Raw genomic sequence first — 24,706 nt, 5'->3', positions numbered from 1 at the left:
CTGTCCTGCGTGTCAATGACGGACTCCCTCGGCCAGCGCCAGCTTCTTGTATGCCGTGCTGTTGCGGGCCTGCTCCATGGCTTCCCAGATGCGCGCCGCCAGTTGCGGCTTGGACGCCACCAGCGCGTGCGACAAAATCAGAAAGTACGGTTTTTCGATGATCGGCACCGGCAGCTGCTCCAGCTGCGCGCCCAACGGGCCGCGCATCAAGCCGGCGGCGTCGCTGCCGCCCACCGCAGCCGCCGCCAGGCGGCCGGCGATCAGCTTGCGCGCCAGTTCGTCGGCGCGCTGGCTGCCCTCGTCTACTTCCAGGTTCTGCGCGCGCAGCACGTCGCCCACCGAATAGCCGAGCTGGAAACCGATCGCGCCGTCCAGATTGCTGAACTGTTTTCCGTCCCAAGCTACCTTGCTGCCTTTGCGGCGCAACACCACGTAGCGGTCGATGTGCATGCGTTTGCTGGCGTCGACGTTGTCGCCGCCGGGATATTCGCCCAGCTCGCGGCGGTCAGGCTTGTAGCTGACGGCGAAAGCGCCATCGACAGCGTTGGACTTAAGCTGCGCCAGGCAACGCTTCCACGGGATGCTCTGGAAATCGAAATGGATGTCGAGCCGCTGCTCGACCAGCTTGAGCAACTCGAAATTCAGGCCGCCGCCGTTTTCCGTGCGCCAGGGCCGCACATCCTGCGCCTCGTAGCACAGGGTCACGGTTTCCCTGGGCGCGGCAACGACAGGCAAGGACAGGGCCAGCAGCATGGCGATGCAGCAGCGTCTGATCCTGTCGTTCATGGCGTTTTCCTCGCTAAGTGGTGCGGATGGTGAAGTCTACACCGACTTCGTCCCACTGCTCCTGTTCCTTCTCCAGCCAGTAGGACAGGGTCGGATGCTCGGCCACCCACTCGCGCCGGATCTCCAGCTCGACGCGGCTCTTGAAACGCAGCTTGATCTGCGTGAAATCGATGTCGATCCGCGAGTGCATGAACAGCACGGCCAGCCGCAGCGCCACCACCGCCTTGATGAAGTCAGGCTCGCCCAGCACCTCCACCACCTTGCGCAGGTTGCCCTTGTGCGCCAGGATCAAGCGGCTCATGACGCGCTGCTCGCGCGATGTGAAGCCCGGCAGGTCGGCATTCTCGATGATGTAGGCGGCATGCTTGTGATAGCCGGTGTGCGACACCACCATGCCCATCTCGTGCAGCAGTGCGCTCCAGTACAGATGGCGCTCGTACTGGTCGGCGGCCGGCTTGGTCTGGGCGTACAGCGCCAGCGCGTCGTTGGCCACGCGGTTGGCGCGACGTTCGTCGACGTGGAAGCGCTCCACGCAGGCCAGCACCGACTGCTCGCGGCGATCGCGCTTGGTCGAGCGCAGGTGCAGGTCCCACATCACGCCCATGCGCAGGCCCGCCTCGATCGGCTGCACCACCGGCACATCGAGCTCGCGCACCAGGCCGATCAGGATCGCCAGCCCGCCGATGATGGTGCCGGCGCGGTCCGGCTTCAGGCCCGGCATGTCGATCTTGCTGACATGGCCGCACTCGATGAAGCACTGTTTCAGCGCCTCCAGCGTCTGCGCATTGACTTCGCGGCCGATGCCGTTCTTGACAATGATGTCGGCGATGGTGCGCGCGGTGCCGGACGAGCCGTAGCACTGCTTCCAGAACTGCGGCCGGTACGGCGGCGCGGCGTCCTCGAAATGGCTGCGCGCCGACAGGATGGCCGCCTCGAACGACGGCCCGTCCACCCGGCCGCCGATGAAGAAGGCCAGGCTTTGCTTGACCGTGCCGACGCTGAACGATTCGACCCGCTCGATCTCCTGCCCGCGCCCCAGGATCAGTTCCGTCGAGCCGCCGCCGATGTCGATCACCAGCCGGCGTTCGCCGGGCAGCGCCACGGCGTGCGCCACGCCCATATAGATCAGGCGCCCCTCCTCCTCGCCGGAGATGATCTCGATCGGGTAACCGATGGCCAGTTCGGCCTGCGGCAAAAAGGCGGCGGAATTGCGCGCCACCCGCATGGCGGAGGTGGCGACCACGCGCACGGCGTCCAGCTTGTAGCCGGCCAGCACGGTGCGGAAGTTCTTCAGGCAGTTGAGGGCGGCCTGCATGGCGGCCGGCGTCAGGTCGCCGTTGGCGTCCAATCCTGCGGCCAGCCGGATCGGCTCGCGCACGCTCTTCAGGACGCGTATGGCCTCGCCATCATGCTTGCCGATGTGGAGGCGAAAACTGTTGGAACCCAGATCTACTGCTGCATACATATAATTGGAAGGCTCCGTGCAAAATAACCAGCTGAAATCAAACTAAACGGTTTATACCATTATAAGCAAGATAAGCCCGCTATATGACCGCTTGATGACTAGGCTTCCACATTTCCGTTGTTAATCGCCTCAACCACGCGATTACTGCCGCCCAGCTTGGCCGCCTGCAACGCTTCGTCGGCCCGTTTGAACAGGCTGACGGTGCTGTCCTCGGCGCGGATCACCGTCACGCCCAGGCTGGCCGTCATGCTGATCACGGCTTTTTCCGCCTTGACCGGCAGCGCCGCCACCGCGTTGCGGATGCGTTCGGCCACCATGCCGGCATCCTCGAGCGAGGTGCGCGGCAGCAGGATGGCGAATTCGGCCCCGCCCAGGCGGCCCATCTGGTCCGAGTCGCGCAACTGCTTCTTGCAGACGTCGACCATGGCCTTCAGCACCATGTCGCCGGCCGGATGGCCGTAGCTGTCGTTGACGCGCTTGAACTGGTCCAGGTTCAGGATGATCAGCGCGGTGCTCATGCCGGGACGGCGCGACAGCGCGATCCACGGCGTCAGCGCCTGGTAGAAGCCGCGCCGGTTCGGCACGTCGGTCAACGGATCGACCACCTCCAGCCGCGCCAGCTCGGCCTGCGCCTGTTCGCGCCCCAGCAGCAGATAACCGAAAGCGTTGCCCAGCATCATCAAATAGAAAGCCGCGATGCCGGCGCCCTGCACTGCCAGCGCGCTGACGCCGCTCACGTCGGCCGACAGCAGCGACCACAAGCCGCGCGCCACCACGGCCGCGCTCAGCAACAGCATCAGCAGCACCAGGTAGCGCCGCAAGGCGCTGCCGTTGCGCCAGCCGCGTCCCAGCGCGGCCGCGCCGGCGACGAAAAAGAAGGCCGCCGCCACCGAGCCGATGGCGATGCGGCTGCCGGCCGGCACTTGCAGCAGCCAGGCGCCGACGTACACGCCGATGGCCGCACCCAGCGCCGGCAGCAGGTATTGACGCCATACGCGGCGGCCGGCCTGCTCCCACAGCGCGGCGGCGTCGAGCGCGAAGCCGGCGAACAGCACGGCGTTGGCAAACGGGATGGTCAGGAAATCGGGGAGGTCACCACGGAAATACAACAGGGTCCAGGCCACGGCCTGGCACTGCTTGGCCCAGGTCCAGGTGGCGTGGGCGCGCGCGCGGTCGGCGACAGGGCCACCGCTGCGGCGCGCTTCCAGCCCATAAAAGAACAGCGCCGCGCACAGGCTCAGATTGCCCAGCGCCAGCGCCAACAGCAAGGTTTTTATATCCATCACCGCAGCGGGTCAGACCTCGTGTTCGACATTGGTGCTGCCGTCGCCCATCTTGCTGCACCACGCTTGCGTGAAGAAGGCTTTTTCGTCCTCGGTCGGGGTGTCATGCCAGAACACGATCAGCGTGCCCTTGTGGTCGTGCATCTGGCTGACTTTTTCGATAAAGGTCTGCTTGCCGGCCAAATCCGCCAGCGCCGCCACGTAACCGTAGACGCGGCCCAGCCGCTCCAGGCGGTCCGGTTCGGTGAAGCTGTTGGTGGCGGTAAGCGTAGGGTGATCTAAAAACATCGTATCTCTCTCCAAGATGGCTGCCGGAGGGCGGGCCTGTGCTATCGCCATGCTACTATAAATTCCCTAGGTAAATCCACAATACAACAAAACTTGGCTCCCCCAACCGCCCAACAACCGAAGGTGCGCACGCTGGGCAACACCCGCCTGCTGGAGTTCCAGCCCGGCATGGTGCAAAGCGAGATGCGCCTCTCGCGCCCCGACGACCTGGTGCTCAGCTACGCCCGCGCCATGATGTGCTTTGTGCTGTTTCATCCACAGCCCGAGCACATCGTCATGGTCGGGCTGGGCGGCGGCTCGCTGGCCAAGTTCTGCTACCGCTATTTGCCGCACTGCCGCATCACCGTGCTGGAACTCAATCCCCAGGTGATCGCCCTGCGCGAGCAGTTCGCCATCCCGCGCGACAACGCCCGCTTCCGCGTGATCGAGGCCGACGCGGTCGACTATATGCGCAAGCTAGACAACAGCGCCGACGTGCTGCTGGTGGACGGCTTCGACGCCGACGGCCTGCCGCCGCCCTTGGGCAGCGCCGCCTTCTACGCCGACTGCCGGCGTGCCCTGCGGCCCGGCGGCGTGATGGTCACCAACATCTTCAGCTACGACCCCCACTACGGCGCCATGCTGCGCCGCCTGCGCCACACCTTCCAGGGCCGCATCTGCTGGTTTCGCGGCATCGCCGGCAACAACCGCATCCTGTTCGCAGTCAAGGATGGCAAGCCGTCGCCGGCGCTGGCCATGCAGCAGAAGGTGGCGCGCACCCACGGCCTGCCCCTGCCGCTGCTGAACCGCCTGATGGCGCACTGGACCGTGCTGAAGATGCGCTGGTCCTGATCGTCTTGCCGAACGTGGTGTTTTAACAAATGCATCTGTCGCCACGGCATTTTTTGTGACACACTAGCTATCATCCCTGCGGTCCCCGCCCCTGTCCGCATTCCGCCATTCCATCCCTTCGGAAAGCGCGTCATGCCGTCTTCCCGCAAGTCATCCCGGATCTCCCTGGCGGCCATTCTGACCCTGCTGACCGGCTTCGCCGTCACCGGCATGCTATTCGTGGCGGTCAGCGCACTGGAATACAGCAAGATGGAACTGAGCTTCCAGCAGCGCGGCCATATCCGCGCCGCCGCGATCCGCCGGGGCATGGACGACACGCTGGAACTCGTTACCATCCTCAACGGCCTGTTCAAATCGGTGGGCGTGGTCAGCCGCGAGCAGTTCGCCAACTTCACCCAGCCGCTGCTGGCACGCTACCCATTCGTCCAGGCCTTCAATTACCAGCGCGTGATGGACGACGCCACCGCCCGCCGCCACGAGGCCGAAACGCAAGCACAGCATCCCGGCTACCGCCTGCACGACGGCGGCAACCAGCCCATGCTCTCGCGCCCGCAACACGTCATCGTCGACTACCTGGAACCGCTGGAAGGCAACCAACCCGCCTTCGGCCTGGACGTGGCCTCGCTGCCGGCCATGGCGCGCGTGGTGTTCGATGCGGCCGACAGCGGCCAGCCGCGCACCACCGCGCTGATGCGGCTGGCGCAGGAACAGGGCCGCCAGCAAGGCTTCGTGATGATGATGCCGGTGTACCGCCCGGGCGCCGAACTGGGCACGGTGGCCGAGCGACGCGCGGCGTGGCTGGGCAACACCAGCGCGGTGATCCGCTCCGCCGACCTGATCCAGAAGATCCTGCTGGCGGCCGACCTGCTGGACGACCGCGAGCTGATGGTGCAGGTGTATATCGGCGACGACATCCGCCCGGCCAACCTGGTGTACAGCCTGGGCCAGCCGGCCGACGCGCCGCCGGCGCCGCGTCCGCTGCAGCGTTGGCTGGCCTTCGACTACCGCGAGCCTTATGTACGCACCTTCAACGCCGCCGGCAAATCCTGGCATGTGCAGGTGACGCCGCTGCCGCGCCCTTTCCTGCCACACCACCTGGGTTCGCTCTCGACCCTGCTCGGCGGCCTGCTGTTCTCGCTGCTGACGGCGGCCTTCGTCAACTCGCTGGCCCGCCGCTCCTCCCGCGTGCAGCGGCTGGTCGACGAGCGCACCGTGGCGCTCCAGCTCAGCAACGAAAAACTGGCCGAGGACGTGGCCGCCCGCAAGCGCACCGAGGAAGCCTTGCAGGAAAGCGAGCACCGCTTCCGCCGCCTGCTGGCCTTGTCCTCGGACTGGTACTGGGAGCAGGACGAGGAATTCCGCTTCACCAATATCACAGGCGGCTTCTTCGACAAGGGCAAGCAAGACCCCCAGCGCTTCCTCGGCAAGACCCGCTGGGAGCTGCACCCGGAGATGTGGGACAACCGCTGGGGCCGCGACCACCGCACCGTGCTCGAATCGCACCTGCCCTTCACCAACCTCGAATACGCGCTGCCCGGCCACGACGGCCAGACCCACTGGTTCAGCACCAGCGGTGAGCCAGTGTTCGACCGCGAGGGCAAGTTCAAGGGCTATCGCGGCACCGGCACCGAGATCACCGAGCGCAAGCAGGCCGAGCAGCGCATCCAGCACATCGCCCACCACGACGTGCTGACCGGCCTGCCCAACCGCGTGCTGCTGCAGGACCGGCTGAGCCAGGCCGTGGCCTTCGCCAACCGCAGCGGCAAGCCGCTCTGGGTGATGTTGATCGACCTCGACCGCTTCAAGTTCGTCAACGACAGCCTCGGCCACAAGGCCGGCGACCAGTTGCTCAAGACCGTGGCCCAGCGGCTGCAGGACAGCGTGCGCGAAAGCGACACCGTGGCGCGACTGTCGGGCGACGAGTTCGTCGCCATCCTCACCGAGTATCCGGAGGAAGCCACGCACGACATCGCCCAGCGCATCATGCGCGCGGTGACCCAGCCGGCCATGCTGGAGGGGAAGGAATTCTTCGTCACCTGCTCGATCGGCGTGGCCGTGTACGGCGCCGACGGCACCTCGGCCCAGCGCCTGATCGAACACGCCGACATCGCCATGTACCGCGCCAAGAAGCTGGGGCGCAACAACACCCAGTTCTACGAACCGGCCATGAACGAGGAAGCGCGCGAACGGCTGCGCATCGAAAGCGCGCTGCGCAAGGCGCTGGAGCGGCAGGAATTCGTGCTGCACTACCAGCCGCAGGTGGACTTGCAGAGCGGCCGGGTGGTCGGCATGGAAGCGCTGTTGCGCTGGCAGCATCCGGAACTGGGCATGGTGGCGCCGAACCGCTTCATCGGCCTGGCCGAGGAAACCGGGCTGATCGTGGAAATCGGCGCCTGGGTGTTGCGCGAGGCCTGCCGCCAGGCGCGCAGCTGGATGGACGACGGCCACGGCATGCTGCGCATCGCGGTCAACCTGTCACCGCGCCAGTTCAGCGAGCCGCAACTGCTGTCATCGATTTCGCAGGTGCTGCTGGAGACCGGCCTGCCGCCGGCCTGCCTCGACATCGAACTGACCGAGGGCCTGTTCATGCACGACGTGGCGCAGGCGGTGGAGCTGCTGCACAAGCTCAAGGCGCTGGGACTGGCGCTGTCGATCGACGATTTCGGCACCGGTTACTCCAGCTTCTCCTACCTGCGCCACTTCCCTATCGACGTGCTGAAGATCGACCGTTCCTTCGTCAGCGACATCAACGAAGACGACGACGCGGCCATCGTGGTCTCCATCATCGCGCTGGCGCACAATCTCAAGCTGCGCGTGATCGCCGAAGGCGTGGAGACCGAAGGCCAACTGGCCTATCTGCGCCGCAACGGCTGCGACGAGATCCAGGGCTACTACTTCAGCCCGCCGCTGCCGGCTGCGGACTTTGCCCTGCTGCTGCGCCAGGGACGGGATCTGCAAACAATGCTGGCGCCGGTCGTGGCGTAGCGCGCCGCTTGCGCGGCTTGGGCGCCAGCATGGTGCCGGTGCAGTTGACGGCGCCGCAGCGGCAGGCGAACTCGCGCTTGATGGCCGGCGTGTGGCGGCCTTCGTAAATCAGCGGATAGGAATAGCTGAGTTCTTCATCCTGTTTGATGTCGTACAGCGCGTAGATGAAGATGCGGCCGTCCTCTTCCTCGATGGCCTCGCAATTGGGCTCGCAGGAATGATTGATGAAGCGCGCCTCGTTGCCGTGGTCGCCGCCGTCGACGACGTTGCCGTTGGCTAGGCTGAAGAAGAACGTGTGATTGTGCGGGCCGCCCTGGATTTCGGCGCGGATCTGCGCTTCATCCCAGGAGATCTCGCGGCCTGCATATTCCACGATGCGTTCACCGGGTGCGATATCGCGTTGTGCGAACACGCCATTGCCGTGTACCGAAGAACGTTCGACACGGAAGGCGGGCTGGTCTTGCTGGGTTTCTGGTTGGCTGGCGCTGGACATGGCAATCGATAAGGTCAACGATCTTTGATTAAACCACAGCCACCAGCACCACACAAATCGTATCGCAATCGTACCGGCAAATTTTATCTAGACTATTTCTTCTAGATGGCATACAGTGCCCTGCATGAGAACCCTCTACACACTTGGACTATCCCTCGCCGCGCTGTTCGCGCCCGCCGTCAACGCCGCGCAGACACAGGAGCCGGCCGCCGCCATCACGGCATTCCTGCAAAGCGAAATGCAGGAGCGCCAGATACCTGGACTACAAATCGTCGTCATCCAGCACGGCAAGCCGGTGCTGTCCAAGACGCTGGGCGTGGCCAGCATTCAGTACGGCGTGCCGGTCAGCGCCAGCAGCGTGTTCTCGATTAATTCCGCCACCAAGTCCTTTACCGGCGTCGCCGTCATGCAGCTGGCGCAGCAGGGCAAGATCGATCTGCAGGCGCCCGTCTCGCGCTACATCGACGGCTTGCCCGCCGCATGGCGTGCCATCAGCGTGACCCAGCTGCTCAACCACACCTCCGGACTGCCCGACATCCTCGACCCCGCCAGTTCGGCCATGCTGGCCAGCACCGAGGAAGCGGCGTGGAAAGCCGTGCAGGCCTTGCCGATGGAGTTTGCGCCCGGCGAGCGCTTCAGCTACAACCAGACCAACTACGTGCTGCTGCAAAAAATGATCACGCAGCTCAGCGGCCAGCCCTACCTGCAATTCATCCAACACAAGCAGTTCGATGCGGCGGGTATGCCGGACACCGGTTTCGGCGACAGCCTGGATGTGGTCAAGAACAAAGCCAACTCCTACCGCCTGGGTGCGGACGGCGTCACCTTCAACAATGTGATCGAGGACTTCCCGGTCTATACACGCGCCGGCGCAGGCATCAACAGCAACAGCCAAGACCTGGCCCGCTGGATCATCGCCCTGCAACAGGGCCGGCTGCTGGACCAGGCCAGCCTGCGCCAGTTGTGGGCGCCGACCGCATTTGCGGACGGCAAGCCGGCGCCTTGGGCGTTGGGCTGGCCGGCGATACGGCGTGACAAGCATCGCGCCGTGGCCGGCATGGGCGGCGGGCGCTCGGCGTTCTATGTCTACCCGGACGATGACCTGGCGGTCGTCATCCTCACCAACCTGGCCGGCGGCCAGCCACAACAATTGATGGATTCGGTGGCGGGATGGTATCTGCCCGAGCTGAAGAAAATCAGCAGCGGTGCGCACACGCTGTACCGCCTGCGCCAGCGCGTCGCGCAATCGGGCTATGGCGACATCGACCAGAAGCTGCAGCAGGTGATGCAGCAATACGCACTGGCGCGGCCGTCGCAAAACGATTTGAACAACTGGGGCTATCGCCTGCAGGGCAGGCATCAGAACCAGACGGCGCTGGCCGTGTTCGAGCTGGCGCTGCGCCTGTATCCGGACAACACCGACGCGGTGGAGCAACTCAAGACGCTCAAAGCAAGCAAGCTTTAAGGTCGCGCGCAAACTGCGCCGCCTGTCCATCCTGCATATTGGAGACGGTGATGCGGATCGCCTGCGCGTGCGGCTGCGAGTTGGCTTGCACCGCGTAGGCGCTGCCCAGGCGCACCAGCCAGCCTTTTTTCGCCAGCGCGTAGGCCAGGTCTTTGGCGTCCTGCGCCACGGGTATCCAAATATTCAGGCCGCCGTCCGGACGCGGCGCGGCGATGCCCTGCTGTTTCAGCGCCGCGTGCAGTTCGTCGCGCCGCGCCGCATAGCCGGCGCGCGCCGCCTGCACGGTGTCGCGCACCTGTGCCGATTCCAGGCAGGCCGCCACGATGGCTTGCAGCAGATGGCTGACCCAGGTCATGCCCGGCGCCAGGCGGATGCGCAGGCGGGCGGCGGTGTCGGCGTCGCAGGCCACGAAGGCCAGGCGCAGGTCCGGGCCCAGCCCTTTTGATACGGAGCGCAGCAGCGCCCAGCGCTTGGTCGAGGCTGGAATCACGGAGTGGTATGGCGTGTCGGCCAGCAAGGCGAAGTGGTCGTCCAGGATCACCAGCACATTCGGGTGCCCGGCCAGCACCCGCTTCAGCTCCTCGGCGCGGCGTTTCGACAGGCTGCAGCCGGTCGGGTTGTTGGCGCGCGGCGTCAGCAGGACGGCACGCGCGCCCTCTTCCAGTGCACGCGCCAGTCCTTGCGGCTGCATGCCCTCGTCATCGATGGCCACGCCCACGGCCTGCATGCCGCCGATGCGCAGCGCGTTGATGCTGCCGAGGAAGCACGGATCTTCCACCGCCACCTTGTCGCCCGCCACCAGGTGCGCGACCGCCAGGCGCTCGATGCCATCGACCGCGCCGTGGGTCAGCTCCAACTCCCAGCCGGCCGGGCAGTCCGGCGTCATCCACACCTTGCCCCACTCACGCAGCGCCGGCAGGATGGTGTCCTCGCCGTAGAGGAAAGGCTTGGCCATGCGGCCGGCCAGCAGGGTCGATACGTCGGGCAGCCAGTCGGCGTTCGGATTGCCGTGGGCGAGGTCGATCAGTGGCGTGTCGGCGCTCAGGCCTTCCTGCTCGCCGGCGCTGGGCGGCGCCACGATGGAGGTGCCGAGCCTGCCTTGCGCCACGGCCAGGCCCGCCTTGGTCAGGCGCTGGTAGGCGGCCGCCACGGTGTTGCGGTTGACGCCCAGCGTCTCGGCCAGTTCGCGCACCGGCGGCAGCGAGGCGCCCGGCTGGTAGTGACCGCTCTGCACCAGGGCGCGTATGCAGTCGGCAATTTCAATAGCGGTGCTTCCAGAGATCATTGACTTTGTCCTAGGACATAATTTACTATGATCCAGACATTCTACCTTACCCCCTCAGGAGCGACACCATGTTCAGCGGTCTCAGCGGTTTTCCCATCACCCCCATGAATGAAGATGGCATCGACGAGGCGGCTTATGTCGGCCTGGTGCAACGCTTGGCTGCAGCCGGTGTCGATTCCATCGGCGCGCTCGGCTCGACCGGGGTGTACGCATACCTGGGCCGTGAGGAGCGCGCGCGGGTGGCGCGGCTGGCGGTGGACGCGGCCGGCGGCGTGCCGGTCATGGCCGGCATCGGCGCCTTGCGCACGCGGGATGTGCTGGCCTTGGCGGAGGATGCGCAGCGGGCCGGCGTTGGCGCGCTGCTGCTGGCGCCGGTGTCGTACCACAGCCTGAATGCGGCCGAGGTCTACAGCCTGTTCGAGACGGTGGCGCGCAATGTCTCGGTGCCGCTGTGCGTGTACGACAATCCCGGCACCACGCGCTTCGATTTCAGCGACGAGCTGCACGGGCGGATTGCGCAGCTGCCCAATGTAAGCTCGATCAAGATTCCCGGCGTGCCGGCGGAGCCGGCTGCGGCGGCCGAGCGGGTGGCGCGTCTGCGTGCCTTGGTGCCGGCGCACGTCAGCATCGGCGTCAGCGGCGACAAGTTTGGCGCCACCGGCATGAGCGCGGGATGTGAGGTGTGGTATTCGGTCATCGGCGGCATCTTCCCCAAGACCACCTTGGCGATTGCCCGCGCGGCGCAGACCGGCAATGCGGCGGAAGCGGCGCGGCTGTCGGAACGGCTGGCGCCGTTGTGGGAATTGTTCGGCAAATACAACGGCAGCCTGCGCGTGATCGCAGCCGCCGCCAACCTGATGGGCCTGGCGCAGCAGCCATGCATCCCGCTGCCGCTGCAAGCCATCGAAGGGGCCGACCGCGAACATCTCGCCCAACTGATCGACACGCTGGAACTGGCGTGACAGCCGAAGCGCCGGGGCGCAGCGCCAGCGACGCGATCTCGACGCCAGCGGCAGCGGCCCGGCCGGTCATGACCGCAGAGGCGTCGGCGACATCGGCGGCGACAGCCGGGCGCGGCAACCTGGCGCGCTACGTCGTCGCGGCCTCGCTGGCGCGGCTGGGCGATGGCGGCGGCGTGGTGGCAATCGTCCTGCTGGCGACCATGCGCGGTGATGGCGGCGCCACGGCCGGCCTGCTGGGCGCCTGCCTGACCGCGCCACACCTGCTCGGCCCCTTCGTCGCGCGCCGCATCGACCTGGCCGCCGACGGGCGCAAAGTCATCGCCACCGCCTGCGCGCTCTACGCCGCAGCGCTAATCACCGCAGTCACGACCTACGACCACATCCCGCTCGCGCTGACCGGCATGCTGCTGGCCCTGGCCGGCCTGTGCGGCCCACTGCTCACCGGCGGCATCAGCACCCGCCTGCCGGCCATCGCCGGCAAAGACCTGCGCCGTGCCCAAGGCTGGGACATCGCCACCTACGGCATCGGCGGCACCGTCGGCCCGTCCATCGTGGCCGCCGTCTCGGCATGGGCCACACCTGCCCTGGCGGCGCAATGCCTCGCCACCGCCGTCTTCGTGGCCGCCTGGCTGGTCATGCGCCTTCCCTACGCCGCGCCGGAACACGGCGGCAATCCGCACACGGTGCCCAGCGCCTGGCGCACCATCCAGCTGATCACAAAAGAAGGAAGGCTGCGCCGCACACTCTACATGACCATGCTGGTCGCCTTCAGCATGGCCGCCCTGCCGATCACGGCGGTGCACATGACCGGCACGCTCGGCATCTCGCTAGCCGGCGCGGCGGCCATGACGGCCGCCTACGGCATCGGCAATCTTTCAGGATCGGTCGGCATCATGCTACGCCCCTTGCGCGGCAGCCCGGACCAATTGATGACGGGATGGGCGCTGTGCGCGGCCGCCGGCCTGTGCGCCATCGTGCTCAGCCCCGGCTGGCTGATCGCAGTAGGATTGTTCTGGCTATCCGGCGCGGTGAACGCCTTCTTCTTCGCCGCCACGCTGGCGGCCCGCACCGAATACGCCCCGGCCAACGCGCGCGGCCAGATCTTCCTCTGGGTGGCGGCCATGAAAATCACGGCCGGCTCCGCAGGCACCGCCGTGGCCGGCATGCTGGCCGGCTGGAACCCCCGCCTGCCGCTCCTGCTCGGCATCACCCTGATCGCCAGCGCGGCGCTGCTGTCCACGCTGGACCGCAAGCTCAATCGGAAGGCGGCCTGAACAAGTCCTCCAGATCGGCGCGGGTAGTCGGTTTGCGCACCACGCCCTTGCGGCCGGTGAATTCCTCTTCGATGTTATCGCGGTAGTAGCTCCAGGCCGCGCCGGAGGTCGACAGCTTGCGCCACACCTCATTGCCGACGCCCGAGTAATCCATGGCGCTGCCGTCGTCGAACTCCACGCGCAACAGCTTGTCTCGTGCGTCATAGCCGATGGCCCGCAATTTTCCCGCATTGATGCGCTTCATTTCCATGCCGGCCTCCCTCAAAGGTTTAGGTGCTGCCACGCTGGATCAGCTGGAATCCGGTATCGGTCAGGGTGCTTACCGCCTTGCCCTCCAACCGGTCCAGTATCGCCTGCGCCGCCACACGACCGATATTAGCCCCATCGACGCGTACAGTCGATAGCGGCGGATAAGTACGCGCCGCAAAATTCAAATCGCCGAAGCCCAGCACCGCCAGTTGTTGCGGCACCGCCAGTCCCCGGGCGATGGCCTCCGTCAGCACGCCGTGCGCCAGGGTGTCGGAACTGCACACCACCGCATCCACGTCCGGACAGCGCTCCAGCAACAGCGCCAGGCCGTCCCGCCCCAGCGCAAAGGTGGACGGCAGCGGCATGACCTGGATCGCCGCCACCTGCACGCCATGCTTGGCCAGCCCGGCCTGCAAGCCCTGGTTGCGCCGCGCCGCGCGCGGATCTTCCACCGCCAGGATGGCGATCCGCTTGTAGCCGCGTTCCAACAGATGCTGGGCAATCGCATGCCCCACCTCCTCGTGCGAGAAGCCGACCATCATATCGATCGGCGACGGCGTCAAATCCCATGCCTCCACCACCGGCACCTGCGACGCCTGCAGGCGCCGCCGCGTGGAATCCGTGTGCAGCGAGCCGGTCAGGATCACGCCGTCCGGACGGCGGCTGAGGATGGTCTCCACCAGCATCTCCTCGCGCCACGCCTCGTAGCTGGACAGGCCCAGCATCACCTGATAACCGGCGGCGGTCAGCTGATCGCTGGCGGCCTGCACCATGTCGGCAAAGATCGGCGTGGAAATGGTCGGCAGCACCAGCGACACCAGCCGGCTGCGGCTGGACGCCAGCGCGCCGGCCATCATATTCCGCACATAGCCTGTCTGCTGGACCGCCGCCTGCACCTTGGCAACCGTATTCGGCCGCACCAGATGCGGCTGGTTCAGCGCGCGCGACACCGTAATCGGCGACACGCCCGCCACCTTGGCCACATCCACCAGTGTGGCGCCGCTGACACTGACTTCGCCGCCGGCGGTACGCAAGGTGCGCAGTTCGCTCATGGAGACCTCGATATAAAAAAATAGGCCATTGTAGCACCGCACATCATTTTCAATCATTTTAAAATCGCAGGTTTACCTTGAAATACCCAGTAAACACCGCTACCATCAGAAATGACAGCGCAATCATTTAAAGGACTTATCATGCAAGACACCCCACGTATTGTTGCCATGCGAGTAGTTCCGGTAGCCGGCCACGACAGCATGCTGCTGAACCTCAGCGGCGCCCACGGCCCCTACTTCACCCGCAACATCGTCATCCTGACCGACAGTGCCGGCAACACCGGCGTGGGCGAAGTACCGGGCGGCGAGAAAATCCGCCAGACGCTGGAAGACGCGCGTCCCCTGCTGCTGGACCAGCCGATCGGCAACTACAACGCCATTCTCAACGCCGCCCGCAGCGCGTTCGCCGATCGCGATGCCGGCGGCCGTGGCCTGCAAACCTTCGACCTGCGCATCGCCGTGCACGCCGTCACCGCGCTGGAAGCGGCGCTGCTCGACCTGCTCGGCAAGTTCCTCGGCGTGCCGGTGGCAGCCCTGCTCGGCGAAGGCCAGCAACGCAGCGAAGTGGAAATGCTCGGCTACCTGTTCTACATCGGCGACCGCAAGGCCACCACCCTGCCCTACGCCGACACTCCGTCCGACGCCGGCGACAACTGGACCCGCGTGCGCAACGAAGCCGCGCTGACGCCGGAAGCCGTGGTGCGCCTGGCCGAAGCCGCCTACGAGCGCTACGGCTTCAACGACTTCAAACTGAAAGGCGGCGTGTTCCGTGGCGAAGAGGAAATCGAGGCCGTCACCGCCATCCACGAACGCTTCCCGCAAGCGCGCGTCACGCTCGACCCGAACGGCGGCTGGCTGCTGAAGGACGCCATCCGCCTGTGCCGCGACAAGGGCGATGTGCTGGCCTACGCCGAAGACCCATGCGGCGCCGAGAACGGCTACTCCGGCCGCGAAGTGATGGCCGAATTCCGCCGCGCCACCGGCCTGCTGACCGCCACCAACATGGTCGCCACCGACTGGCGCGAAATGCGCCACGCGATCCAGCTGCAATCGGTCGACATTCCGCTGGCCGACCCGCACTTCTGGACCATGCAGGGCTCGGTGCGCGTGGCGCAGATGTGCCATGAATGGGGCTTGACCTGGGGCTCGCACTCGAACAACCACTTCGACATCTCGCTGGCCATGTTCACCCACGTGGCGGCCGCCGCGCCGGGCAACATCACCGCCATCGACACCCACTGGATCTGGCAGGACGGCCAGCACCTCACCAAGAACCCGTTGCAGATCAAAGGCGGCATGGTGCAGGTGCCGAAGCAGCCGGGCCTGGGCGTGGAAATCGACATGGACGCCATCGAAGCCGCGCACCGCCTGTACAACAACATGGGCCTGGGCGCGCGCGACGACGCGGTGGCGATGCAGTTCCTGATCCCGGGTTGGAAGTTCAACAACAAGATGCCTTGCATGGTTCGCTGAAAGTAGCAAAGAGCAGCAAAAGCCACCGTTTCACATTGCGCAAAAGAGGTTGCTTTTAAGAAATTCGTGTTCTATGATGAGTTTACAGACCTAAACCTTGTCTGGAGTTGTACTTATCAAGAAGAACGATATGCTTCTCGAAGAACACATTGGGGTCATCATCCGCAAAGGGCCGCCACGGCCCCAGGATGCGATCGCAACGATTCCGGCCTCGGCCAGCTCGTATGAGATGACGAGCGAGGACGATATCGGCGACGCCCTGACGCAACTCGCCACCCACGGCGACGCCATCACCTTGTACGTGACCGGCAGCCGCGAACCGGTGCTGGCGCGCATCCTGTCGGTCGATCCCGAGCTGCCGCATTTCGTGCTGGAATTGAACGAAGGGCTCGAACTCCCACCCGGCAAGATCACCTTTGTTGCGGTGCTGCCCAAGGCAAAGATTCAATTCCGCCTCACCAGCCAGGACTGGAAAACGCTGCCCGGCCAACCGCACCTGATCCCCCTGACCTTCCCGGAAACCTGCGCGGTGCTGGACCGGCGCGCCGTAGAACGTGTGGAAACGCCGCTTGGCGACAACTTCACGGCCTCGCTCGACATCCACGGCACCATCCACGAATGGTCGATCTACGACTTCTCGCTGGGCGGCCTCGGCCTGCGCTGCTCGAAGATCGCGGCCAAGGGCCTGATCAAGGGCCGCAAGCTGCCGGAAGTGCATCTGGAGCTGGACGGCGAGCTGGTCATCGTCGCCGAACTGGAAGTACGCTTCACGCGCGGCTTCCGCTCCTTCCTGGCAGGCGAGCAAATGCACATCGGCTGCCAATTCGTCAATCTGAAGCCCGAGGCGGCAGCCGAAATGAAACTCCTGATCGACCAGATCAACAACGCCCCAGGGCACCGCTAGTCACGCGCCAGCGGTCGCACATATTCCAGCAGGCTGACCAGGGTTTTGCCCGGCTCCTCGAACTGGACCAGGTGCGACGAGTTTTCAAACCATACGGCGCGCTTGTACGGCGCTTTGACTTTTGCCAGCCACGCCGCCGTCGGCTCCGACGGTGTGGTGTAGTCATGGCGGCCCATGAACATCACCACCGGCACCGGGAATTTGGCGACCGGCTTGAAGTCCACTTCCAGCCACTCCTTCAGCACGCTATCGAGCGTCAGCAGGCTGCCTTGGTCGATGGCTTGCACGGCCTTGTCGTCATATTCGGGCGATAGCAACGGCGCGTTGAAGTAGTAGGAGAAATCGCTGCGGTAGGCCGCCAGTCCGCCGTAGTTCTGCGCCCAGGTGCGTTCGATCACGATGCGTTCGCGCGTGATCGGCGTGTTGCCCGGATAGGGCGCGATCGATTCCAGCTCCTTGATCGCCTTCGCGTTGTTTTCCTTGCGCGCCTGCGCCATGGCGAAGTCGAAGCTGACTTTTTCGTTGTCCAGCATGCTGATGACCTGGCCGATGCCAACGTAGGCATGGAACAACTCCGGATGCGCCAGCACCGCGCGCATGCCCACCACCGTGCCCCAGCTGTGGCCAACCAGGATCACCTTGCGCTTGCCGTAACGTTTGGAGATGGCCTGCGCAATCTCCACCGCATCATCGACGAAGCGGCCGATGCGCAGCGTTGGCCGCACGGCTTCCACATCATTGTCCAGGTAGGTGCGGCCGGCGCCACGCTGGTCGTAGTTCACCACCGTGAAATACTCCTCCAGCGGCCGCTGGTACAGCCACATGGTCGGCGCGCTTGGCGAGGCCGGCCCGCCGTGGACGAACAGCAGCACCGGATTCTTGCGATCCTGCCCACGTGTGTAGATCCACTGGTCGATGCCGCCGATGCGCAGCTTGAAGTTTTCCTGCACGCCGTTCGGCGCGACGATGCGGCCGACATCGCCGATCACTTCGCGTGCCGTCGGCTGTGCGGCCAGCGCGCCGGCCATGGCCACCGTCAGTGCGGCAGCAACGGCGAGGCGCTTCATTTCTTGCGGTTGCCGTGCACCATCTGGCGTGCCTGCTTGCGCAGCAGGGCCTGTTCCCAGCGTTGTTTCTGTTCTTCGGTTTCCGGCACCAGCTCCGGCACTTCCACCGGCTTGCGGTGCGCGTCCACCGCCACCATGGTGAAGTAGCAGCTATTGGCGTGGCGTACCAGGCGCTGCTGGATATTTTCCGTCACCACGCGGATGCCCACTTCCATCGAGGTGCGGCCGGTGTAGTTGATCGATGCCAGGAAGGTCACCAGTTCGCCCACGTGGATAGGCTGCAGGAACATCACCTGGTCCACCGACAAGGTCACCACGTAGCTGCCCGAGTAGCGGCTGGCGCAGGCATAAGCCACGCTGTCGAGATACTTCAGGATGGTGCCGCCGTGGACGTTGCCGGAGAAGTTGGCCATGTCCGGCGTCATCAATACGGTCATGCTCAGTTCATGCGCTACCCAGCTCATCGGTTTTTCCATTGCATAGCTCCCAGTTATATTTAGCATCATGCTATCCGCTAAGCTTGTCATTCGCAAATAGTTATCAAAAAGCTGTATGCTTTGCGCTGACATTTTTGAAGGAGCGCTCATGAAATGGAAAGTCCTGGCCGCCAGCCTGATGCTCGGCATCGGCATGGCCGCCACCACGCAGGCCGCCGTCAACGCCAACGAGGTGCAAACCTTCACCCTGGCCAACGGCATGAAGTTCATCGTGCTCGAATCGCACGGCATCCCCAACGCCAATATGTACACCTTCTGGAAGGTGGGCTCGCGCAATGAAGCGCCCGGCATCACCGGCCTGTCGCACTTTTTCGAGCACATGATGTTCAACGGTTCGAAGAAGTTCGGGCCGAAGATGTTCGACCGCACCATGGAAGCCAAGGGCGGCTCCAACAACGCCTACACCAGCACCGACCTGACCGTGTACCAGGACTGGTTCCCGGCCTCGTCGCTGGAAACCATCTTCACGCTGGAGAGCGATCGCATCGCGCATCTGACCATCGATCCGAAGATGGTGGCCAGCGAGCGCGGCGTGGTGCTGTCCGAACGCAGCACCGGGCTGGAGAACTCGAACATGCGCATGCTGCGCGAAGAGATCAACAGCGTGGCCTTCCTGGCCCATCCCTATTCCTGGTCGGTGATCGGCAACGAGTCCGACATCAAGGCCTGGACCCAGGAAGACCTGGAACGCTACTTCCGCACCTATTACGCGCCCAACAACGCGGTGGCGGTGATCGTCGGCGACGTCAAGGCCGACGAGGTGAAGAAGCTGGCGACCAAATATTTCGGCGCCATTCCCAAGCGCGACCTGCCACCGGCGGTCCGCACCGTCGAGCCGCCGCAGAAAGGCGAGCGGCGCGTGTTCGTGGCCAAGGAATCGGCCACCTCGGCCAACCTCACCGTGGCCTACAAGATCCCGCGCGCCGACAATCCCGATTACTACGCGCTGGAAGTGCTGCAAAGCCTGCTGGCCGACGGCAAGACCTCGCGCCTGTACAAGGCGCTGGTGGAGAAGCAGCTGGCGACCCAGGTCAGCGCCAATAGCCTCGATGGTTTCGATCCGGGCCTGCTGTATGTTTCGGCCGTGGCCGCCGCCAAGGTCGAGCCGGCGCAGCTGGAACAGGCGCTGCTGGCCGAACTGGACAAGCTGGTCAAGGATGGCGTGAGCGATGAGGAACTGCAAAAGGTGAAGAACCAGAAGCTGGTCAACCTCTACCGCGAGCAGGAAACCATCAACGGCAAGGCTCAGCAACTGGGCAACTATGAAGTCTTCTTTGGCGATTATCGCAAAATGTTCGACGCCCCCGTTGCCTTCCAGAAGCTGACGCCGGCCGACATCCAGGCCGTCGCCGCCAAATACTTGAAGAAATCGCAGCGCACCGTCGGTGTGCTCGCCGCGAAGGAGGATTGATTACATGACCCCGACCATCACCACCACGCCGATGCGCGCTGCGGCCGCCGCGCTCGCCGCCGCCCTGCTCGTCCTCGCGCCGGCGCACGCGGCCGAGTTCCGCCTGCCGGAGTTCGATACCGTCACCCTGCAAAACGGCCTGACCGTCTACCTGATGGAGCGCCACGACGTGCCGCTGATCTCGGTGCGCGCGGTCGTCAAGGCCGGCGCGGTCAACGACGGCAAGCAGCCCGGCCTGTCCAACCTGACCGGCGACGCCCTGCTGCTCGGCACCAAAACGCGCGACAAGGCCGCCATCGACCAAGCCTTCGACTATCGCGGCGCGCGCCTGGCCGGCGGCGCCGGTGCGGAAGCCAGCACCGTGCAAGCCAACTTCGCCAAGGCCGACAGCACCGCCCTGCTGCCGCTGTTTGCGGAAATCGTCCAGCAGCCGGGCTTCAACGAGGCCGAACTGGCCAAGCTGCGCGAGCGCAAGGTGAACGGCCTGAAGCAAGCCAAGGAAGCGCCGCGCAATGTGGTGCAGACTTATTACCGCGCCATGCTGTTCGGCGACAGCCCTTATGGCATCCCGGCCAGCGGCACCATCGGTAGCTTGAGTGCGCTCAAGCAGAACGACGTGCAGCGCTATCACCAGCAGTACTACCGTCCGGACAACGCCGCCATCATCGTGGTGGGCGATTTCCAGAAGGCCGAGATGCGCAAGCAGATCGAGTCGCTGTTCGGCGCATGGAAGGCCAGCGGCCCGGCCCCGGCCGCGCAGGACAACGGCAAGGTCAAGGCCGACAAGGCCCGCGTGCTGCTGGTCAACAAGGCGGACGCCATCGAGACCACCTTCCTGATCGGCGGCGCCGGCATTGCCCGCAACGATCCGGACTACGTGCCGCTGCAGGTGATTAACACCGTGCTGGGCGGCCGTTTCACCTCGTGGCTGAACGACGAGCTGCGCGTGAATTCCGGCCTGACCTACGGCGCCAATAGCCAGTTCGCCATGCTGTCGCAGACCGGCACCTTCGCCGTCAGCAGCTTTACCGCTTCAGCCAAGACGGAAGCGGCGCTGGCGTTGGCGCACAAGACCTATCAGCGCCTGTGGGACAAGGGCATCGACAAGGCGACGCTGGAATCGGCCAAGGCTTACGTGAAAGGCCAGTTCCCGCCGCGCTACGAAACCGGCGAGCAGCTGGCGGCCCTGCTGGGCGAGATGTACGCCAACCAGGTCGGCCGCGAGCAGATCGACAACTTCATGCGCGATGTCGATAGCCTGACGCCGGAACGCGCCAAGGCGCTGGTGGACAAGCACTTCCCGCGCACCAATCTGCAGACCGTGTTGATCGGCAAGGCTGCCGATATACGGGGCGTGGCGGCCAAATATGGCGAGGTGAGCGAGCTGGAGATTACTGCCGACGGCTTCCGCTAGTAGCCGCGAGTAGCTGGTCGATGTCTTCGGCGACTGCGGGGCAGGCGTCGAGGACCAGTTCCAGCGGCGGCCAGTCTTCGGCGTCCTGTTTGAGGGCGCGTTCGGCCAGTTGGCTGAGCGCGGCCAGGCGGTCGGCGCCGACGGTGCCGGCCAGCCCTTTCAGCGTGTGCAGGGCCAGCAAGGCGCGAGCGCTGTTCTGTTCGCCGCGCGCGGCTTCCAGCTCGGCGCGCAGCTTTTCCGCTTCCGCGACGAAGCTGCGCAGCGCGATCAGGTAGACCGACTCCAATCCACCCAGCCGTTTCAACGCGGCCGCGCTGTTCAGGCCGGCGTCGGGCAGCGGCATGGCGCCGCCGTCGTCGGCCGTTCCGGCGGCTGCGCCCCCGCCCCCCGCCGGTGACGCCGACGACGTGGTCGCCGCTTCCGCCGACGCTGCGGCCCCTCGCGCGCCCATCGCGCTTATGGCCGCGACTGCCCCCGTTGCCACGCCCGCCGCCTCCAAAGCGCGCTGCGTGCCATGCGTCAGGATCACCGCAATCAGCTGCTCCAGGTCGAACGGCTTGCCGATGTGATCGGCCATGCCCGCCTCCAGCGCGGCGATGCGGTCGGCCATCATCGCGTTGGCCGTCATCGCCACGATGGGCGGCGTGGCCTTGCCCAGCCTGGCCTGGATCGCGCGCGTGGTCTGATAGCCGTCCATCTCCGGCATCTGGATATCCATCAGGATCAGATCCGGCAACGCCCCGCCCCGCGTCACGATGGCCAGCGCCATCTGCCCCGAACTGGCCACCTCCACCTGCGCGCCTTCATGACTCAGCAATTCGCTGGCCACCTGCTGGTTGGCCGGATTGTCCTCCACCAGCAACAGCCGCATGCCGCACAAGCGCTGCTGCGACGGCGCCGACACCGATGCGAACGGCTTGCGATTGTCCAGCCGCGCATCGGCCACCGCATCGAACAGCATCGACGCCGTCACCGGCTTGACCACGAAACCGTCCAGCACCGGCGTCATTTCACAGTGCCGCTGCGCCAGCAGTTCGCGGTCGTGCGCCGTCACCATCACGATCAGCGGCGTCTTGCCCTCGGGCGCCAGCTGGCGGATGCGGCAACTGGTTTCCCAGCCGTCCAGCGCCGGCATGCGCCAGTCGATGAACACCACGTCGTACGCCTTGCGCCGGCCGAGCTGCGCGGCGATCGCGTCCAGCGCCTCGTAACCGTCCGCCGCCACGTCCACCTTCCAGCCGAACGAGGTCGCCATTTCGCGCAACACCGTGCGCGCCACCGGATTGTCGTCGACCACCAGGCAGGACAGCCCGCGCATCAGCGCGTCCTGCTCCGCCAGCAGCGTGAAGGCGTCGGCCGCCGGCTGCTGGCCGGATTTGCCCAGCTCCACCGTAAAGTCGAACACGCTGCCGTGCCCCGGTTCGCTGACCACGCGCAGCGTGCCGCCCATCAGCCGCACCAGGCGCTGGCTGATCGCCAGTCCCAGGCCGGTGCCGCCGAAGCGTCGCGCGGTGGAAGCCTCGGCCTGCGAAAAGCCGTCGAAGATATGCTCGCACTGGTCGGCCGCGATGCCGATGCCGGTGTCGCGGATGGCAAACGCGATCGACAGGCTGTGCTCGCCCTGCGCCACCAGCTGCGCCGACACCACCACCTCGCCGCGTTCGGTGAACTTGATGGCGTTGCCGGCCAGGTTGAGCAGCACCTGCTGCAGCCGCAGCGCATCGCCCACCACCATCGCCGGCAGCTCCGGCGCGATGCGGAACAGCACCTCGATATTCTTCGCTCCCACATTGGCCGACAGGATCACCGCCAGGTCGCGCCACAGCTTGTCGAGCCGGAACGGATGCGGATCGAGCATCAGCTTGCCCGCCTCCACCTTGGAAAAGTCCAGCACGTCGTTAAGCAGTCCCAGCAAGGCGCTGGCGGCGGCATGCGCCTTGTCGACATAGTCCTGCTGGCGCCCGCTCATATCGGTCTGGCGCAGCAGCTGCAGCATGCCCAGCACGGCGTTCATCGGCGAGCGGATCTCGTGGCTCATATTGGCCACGAAGTCGGACTTGGCGCGGCCGGCCTGGTCGGCCGCCTCCTTGGCCTGCAACAGCGCGGCGTGGCCGGCGCGCAATTCGGTGCTGTCGGTGCTGCTGCCCACCCAGCTCAGGATGCCGCCGGCGGCGTCCTTCTGCGGCAGGGCGTGGTTGTCGAACACGCGCCACTCGCCGTCGTGGCGGCGCAGGCGGCAATCGCAGCGGAACTGGTCGCCGCCCAGCAGCGCCTGCTGCCAGGCCGCCGTCACCACCGGCATGTCGTCCGGATGGATCACGCGCGACCAGTCGCCGCTGGCGATCAGCTGCGCAGCCGGGATGCCGCTGAAGCTTTCCCAATGATGGCTCAGGAAGTCCAGCCGCAGTTCCGGCGTGGCGGTCCACACCATCTGCGGCAGCCCTTCGGTCAGCGAGCGCCAGCGCGATTCCGACGCCGTCAACTTGGTCAGCGAGGCTTGCAGCGCGCGGTCCGCATCGACCAGCGCCTGTAGCGCCTGGTACTGCTTGCGCAGGCCGTAGCGCACGCCCAGCAGCAACGCCACCGCCAACCCGATCAGCAGCGACAGGAAGGCCACGGCGTTGCGCACCTCCCTGTGCCATGGCGCCAGGAAGTCCTCGCTGGCCAGGCCGGCCACCACAAACACCGGATAGGCGCCCACCTTCTCCACGCTGAGGGTGCGCTCGCGGCCGTCGCGCGGACTGACGATGGTGTAGCTGGCGCGCGCCTGCTTGCCGTCGAGGATGTCCTGGGTGATCGGGTTGACCCGGATCACGCTGCCAAACTCCATGCCTGGCACCTCGGGATAACGGTGCAGCACGCGCTTTCTATCGTCGAGCAGCACCAGCGAGCCGTTCTTGCCGATGTTCAGCCCGGCAAACGATTCGGTGATGTGCGAGCTGTTCATCAGCACATAGGCGGTGCCGCCAAAGGTGCCGTTCGGCAGGGTCAGCGGATAGACCAGCGGCAGCACCCATTCGCCGGTGATGCGCGACTTGACCGGCACGCCGAAGATCAGCTGGTGTTCGTCGCGCGCGCGGGTAAAGAATTCGCGGATGCTCAAGTCCTGCGGCTTGGCCAGGTCGATCTGCTCGCCGTACAGCACCAGCCCGGCGGCGTTCGAGCCGCGCACCGCCTGGGCCTGCGGCAAGCGTTCCTTCAGGCTGCGCAGGAAGGCGCTGAACTTCTCGTCCGTGTAGCGGCCTTCCAGATGCATGGTGCGGAATTCCAGGTCGGCGCGGCGCATGGCCAGCTCGACCTCCTGGAAATGGGAGTGCAGGAAATTTTCCAGCAAGACGGCCAGGTTGTGCGAGGTTTCCTCGGCACTGGCGTAGTAGCGCAGCCGGCTTTGATTGAGCACGTGGGCCACGAACAGCGACACCACCAGCAGGCCCAGCACCACGGCCGCCACCAGGACACCGAATAGTTTGCGAAACTTTTGCAGTGTGGCGAATCTCATGAAGGGCCTGGGCGCTTTTGTTC

General features: G+C 65.5%; 20 protein-coding genes. 9 read left to right on the top strand and 11 right to left on the bottom strand.

Going from position 1 to position 24,706, the window contains the following annotated elements; genetic code table 11:
- Positions 1-12: 12 nt before the first annotated feature.
- From ACXZ1M_RS23620 to ACXZ1M_RS23605, 4 genes are all read right to left on the bottom strand, one after another.
- A complete protein-coding gene (locus tag ACXZ1M_RS23620) occupies positions 13-786 on the bottom strand; it encodes a substrate-binding periplasmic protein (RefSeq protein ID WP_459050042.1) in 774 nt (257 codons plus the stop codon).
- 13 nt (positions 787-799) lie between these two features.
- Complete coding sequence (locus ACXZ1M_RS23615; RefSeq protein ID WP_459050041.1) at positions 800-2,251, bottom strand: Ppx/GppA phosphatase family protein; 1,452 nt, start codon at positions 2,249-2,251, stop codon at positions 800-802.
- A 98-nt stretch (positions 2,252-2,349) separates the two neighbouring features.
- Positions 2,350-3,534, bottom strand: coding sequence for a GGDEF domain-containing protein (locus tag ACXZ1M_RS23610; RefSeq protein ID WP_459050040.1), 1,185 nt, complete (start codon positions 3,532-3,534; stop codon positions 2,350-2,352).
- 12 nt (positions 3,535-3,546) lie between these two features.
- Positions 3,547-3,822 (bottom strand): hypothetical protein, encoded by a 276-nt coding sequence (locus ACXZ1M_RS23605; protein ID WP_459050039.1) that lies wholly within the window; start codon positions 3,820-3,822, stop codon positions 3,547-3,549.
- Between the two features lie 93 nt (positions 3,823-3,915).
- Between ACXZ1M_RS23605 and ACXZ1M_RS23600 the strand changes: the two genes are divergently transcribed.
- Together ACXZ1M_RS23600 and ACXZ1M_RS23595 are read left to right on the top strand one after the other, a co-directional pair.
- On the top strand, positions 3,916-4,653 hold the full coding sequence (locus ACXZ1M_RS23600; RefSeq protein ID WP_459050038.1) for a fused MFS/spermidine synthase: 738 nt from the start codon (positions 3,916-3,918) through the stop codon (positions 4,651-4,653).
- 132 nt (positions 4,654-4,785) lie between these two features.
- The gene (locus ACXZ1M_RS23595) at positions 4,786-7,638 is read left to right on the top strand and encodes a bifunctional diguanylate cyclase/phosphodiesterase (protein WP_459050037.1); all 2,853 of its coding nucleotides are present in this window, start codon (positions 4,786-4,788) and stop codon (positions 7,636-7,638) included.
- Here ACXZ1M_RS23595 and ACXZ1M_RS23590 read toward each other — a convergent pair.
- Positions 7,550-8,149 carry an SET domain-containing protein gene (locus ACXZ1M_RS23590; RefSeq protein ID WP_459050036.1) on the bottom strand — a complete coding sequence of 200 codons (600 nt, stop codon included), beginning with the start codon at positions 8,147-8,149 and terminating at the stop codon, positions 7,550-7,552. The two genes, ACXZ1M_RS23595 and ACXZ1M_RS23590, sit on opposite strands and share 89 nt — an antisense overlap.
- Positions 8,150-8,255: 106 nt before the next feature.
- Here ACXZ1M_RS23590 and ACXZ1M_RS23585 point away from each other — a divergent pair, with 106 nt between their 5' ends.
- Positions 8,256-9,596, top strand: a complete 1,341-nt coding sequence (locus ACXZ1M_RS23585) for a serine hydrolase domain-containing protein (protein WP_459050035.1) — start codon at positions 8,256-8,258, stop codon at positions 9,594-9,596.
- On the opposite strand, the gene ptsJ is transcribed toward ACXZ1M_RS23585, so the two are convergent.
- Positions 9,577-10,881 (bottom strand): MocR-like B6 salvage transcription factor PtsJ, encoded by a 1,305-nt coding sequence (gene ptsJ, locus ACXZ1M_RS23580; protein WP_459050034.1) that lies wholly within the window; start codon positions 10,879-10,881, stop codon positions 9,577-9,579. The two genes, ACXZ1M_RS23585 and ptsJ, sit on opposite strands and share 20 nt — an antisense overlap.
- Before the next feature lie 68 nt (positions 10,882-10,949).
- Between ptsJ and ACXZ1M_RS23575 the strand changes: the two genes are divergently transcribed.
- Together ACXZ1M_RS23575 and ACXZ1M_RS23570 are read left to right on the top strand one after the other, a co-directional pair.
- The gene (locus ACXZ1M_RS23575; RefSeq protein ID WP_459050033.1) at positions 10,950-11,843 is read left to right on the top strand and encodes a dihydrodipicolinate synthase family protein; all 894 of its coding nucleotides are present in this window, start codon (positions 10,950-10,952) and stop codon (positions 11,841-11,843) included.
- Positions 11,840-13,117 carry an MFS transporter gene (locus ACXZ1M_RS23570; protein WP_459050032.1) on the top strand — a complete coding sequence of 426 codons (1,278 nt, stop codon included), beginning with the start codon at positions 11,840-11,842 and terminating at the stop codon, positions 13,115-13,117. Before ACXZ1M_RS23575 ends, ACXZ1M_RS23570 begins: the two co-directional genes overlap by 4 nt.
- Here ACXZ1M_RS23570 and ACXZ1M_RS23565 read toward each other — a convergent pair.
- Complete coding sequence (locus ACXZ1M_RS23565; RefSeq protein ID WP_459050031.1) at positions 13,098-13,367, bottom strand: KTSC domain-containing protein; 270 nt, start codon at positions 13,365-13,367, stop codon at positions 13,098-13,100. The genes ACXZ1M_RS23570 and ACXZ1M_RS23565 overlap by 20 nt on opposite strands.
- 19 nt (positions 13,368-13,386) lie before the next feature.
- Positions 13,387-14,418, bottom strand: a complete 1,032-nt coding sequence (locus ACXZ1M_RS23560; protein ID WP_459050030.1) for a LacI family DNA-binding transcriptional regulator — start codon at positions 14,416-14,418, stop codon at positions 13,387-13,389.
- Between the two features lie 141 nt (positions 14,419-14,559).
- Here ACXZ1M_RS23560 and gudD point away from each other — a divergent pair, with 141 nt between their 5' ends.
- Complete coding sequence (gudD, locus tag ACXZ1M_RS23555; RefSeq protein ID WP_459050029.1) at positions 14,560-15,891, top strand: glucarate dehydratase; 1,332 nt, start codon at positions 14,560-14,562, stop codon at positions 15,889-15,891.
- Positions 15,892-16,021: 130 nt separating this feature from the next.
- On the top strand, positions 16,022-16,795 hold the full coding sequence (locus tag ACXZ1M_RS23550; protein WP_459050028.1) for a flagellar brake protein: 774 nt from the start codon (positions 16,022-16,024) through the stop codon (positions 16,793-16,795).
- On the opposite strand, the gene ACXZ1M_RS23545 is transcribed toward ACXZ1M_RS23550, so the two are convergent.
- Entirely contained in the window at positions 16,792-17,862 is a 1,071-nt protein-coding gene (locus ACXZ1M_RS23545; protein WP_459050027.1) for an alpha/beta fold hydrolase, read from the bottom strand. The genes ACXZ1M_RS23550 and ACXZ1M_RS23545 overlap by 4 nt on opposite strands.
- Positions 17,859-18,338, bottom strand: coding sequence for an acyl-CoA thioesterase (locus ACXZ1M_RS23540; protein WP_459050026.1), 480 nt, complete (start codon positions 18,336-18,338; stop codon positions 17,859-17,861). The genes ACXZ1M_RS23545 and ACXZ1M_RS23540 overlap by 4 nt, the downstream gene beginning before the upstream one ends.
- 109 nt (positions 18,339-18,447) lie before the next feature.
- Between ACXZ1M_RS23540 and ACXZ1M_RS23535 the strand changes: the two genes are divergently transcribed.
- Positions 18,448-19,770 carry a M16 family metallopeptidase gene (locus tag ACXZ1M_RS23535; RefSeq protein ID WP_459050025.1) on the top strand — a complete coding sequence of 441 codons (1,323 nt, stop codon included), beginning with the start codon at positions 18,448-18,450 and terminating at the stop codon, positions 19,768-19,770.
- Between the two features lie 4 nt (positions 19,771-19,774).
- Positions 19,775-21,184 (top strand): M16 family metallopeptidase, encoded by a 1,410-nt coding sequence (locus ACXZ1M_RS23530; protein WP_459050024.1) that lies wholly within the window; start codon positions 19,775-19,777, stop codon positions 21,182-21,184.
- Here the strand turns inward: ACXZ1M_RS23530 and ACXZ1M_RS23525 are convergent.
- Positions 21,162-24,683 (bottom strand): response regulator, encoded by a 3,522-nt coding sequence (locus ACXZ1M_RS23525; RefSeq protein ID WP_459050023.1) that lies wholly within the window; start codon positions 24,681-24,683, stop codon positions 21,162-21,164. The two genes, ACXZ1M_RS23530 and ACXZ1M_RS23525, sit on opposite strands and share 23 nt — an antisense overlap.
- Positions 24,684-24,706: the final 23 nt, after the last annotated feature.

This window comes from Duganella paludis, from assembly GCF_054461335.1.
The sequence above is the reverse complement of the archived record's forward strand: the minus strand, read 5'-3'. Positions and strand labels throughout refer to the sequence as shown.

Bases quoted from the DNA above. Each gene is read 5' to 3' on its own strand.
- ACXZ1M_RS23620 (WP_459050042.1), bottom strand. From the start codon at position 786: ATGAACGACAGGATCAGACGCTGCTGCATCGCCATGCTGCTGGCCCTG.
- ACXZ1M_RS23550 (WP_459050028.1), top strand. From the start codon at position 16,022: ATGCTTCTCGAAGAACACATTGGGGTCATCATCCGCAAAGGGCCGCCA.
- ACXZ1M_RS23560 (WP_459050030.1), bottom strand. From the start codon at position 14,418: ATGAGCGAACTGCGCACCTTGCGTACCGCCGGCGGCGAAGTCAGTGTC.
- ACXZ1M_RS23540 (WP_459050026.1), bottom strand. From the start codon at position 18,338: ATGGAAAAACCGATGAGCTGGGTAGCGCATGAACTGAGCATGACCGTA.
- ACXZ1M_RS23535 (WP_459050025.1), top strand. From the start codon at position 18,448: ATGAAATGGAAAGTCCTGGCCGCCAGCCTGATGCTCGGCATCGGCATG.
- ACXZ1M_RS23610 (WP_459050040.1), bottom strand. From the start codon at position 3,534: ATGGATATAAAAACCTTGCTGTTGGCGCTGGCGCTGGGCAATCTGAGC.
- ACXZ1M_RS23530 (WP_459050024.1), top strand. From the start codon at position 19,775: ATGACCCCGACCATCACCACCACGCCGATGCGCGCTGCGGCCGCCGCG.
- ACXZ1M_RS23525 (WP_459050023.1), bottom strand. From the start codon at position 24,683: ATGAGATTCGCCACACTGCAAAAGTTTCGCAAACTATTCGGTGTCCTG.
- ACXZ1M_RS23575 (WP_459050033.1), top strand. From the start codon at position 10,950: ATGTTCAGCGGTCTCAGCGGTTTTCCCATCACCCCCATGAATGAAGAT.
- ACXZ1M_RS23585 (WP_459050035.1), top strand. From the start codon at position 8,256: ATGAGAACCCTCTACACACTTGGACTATCCCTCGCCGCGCTGTTCGCG.
- gudD (WP_459050029.1), top strand. From the start codon at position 14,560: ATGCAAGACACCCCACGTATTGTTGCCATGCGAGTAGTTCCGGTAGCC.
- ACXZ1M_RS23595 (WP_459050037.1), top strand. From the start codon at position 4,786: ATGCCGTCTTCCCGCAAGTCATCCCGGATCTCCCTGGCGGCCATTCTG.
- ACXZ1M_RS23545 (WP_459050027.1), bottom strand. From the start codon at position 17,862: ATGAAGCGCCTCGCCGTTGCTGCCGCACTGACGGTGGCCATGGCCGGC.
- ACXZ1M_RS23615 (WP_459050041.1), bottom strand. From the start codon at position 2,251: ATGTATGCAGCAGTAGATCTGGGTTCCAACAGTTTTCGCCTCCACATC.
- ACXZ1M_RS23565 (WP_459050031.1), bottom strand. From the start codon at position 13,367: ATGGAAATGAAGCGCATCAATGCGGGAAAATTGCGGGCCATCGGCTAT.
- ptsJ (WP_459050034.1), bottom strand. From the start codon at position 10,881: ATGATCTCTGGAAGCACCGCTATTGAAATTGCCGACTGCATACGCGCC.
- ACXZ1M_RS23605 (WP_459050039.1), bottom strand. From the start codon at position 3,822: ATGTTTTTAGATCACCCTACGCTTACCGCCACCAACAGCTTCACCGAA.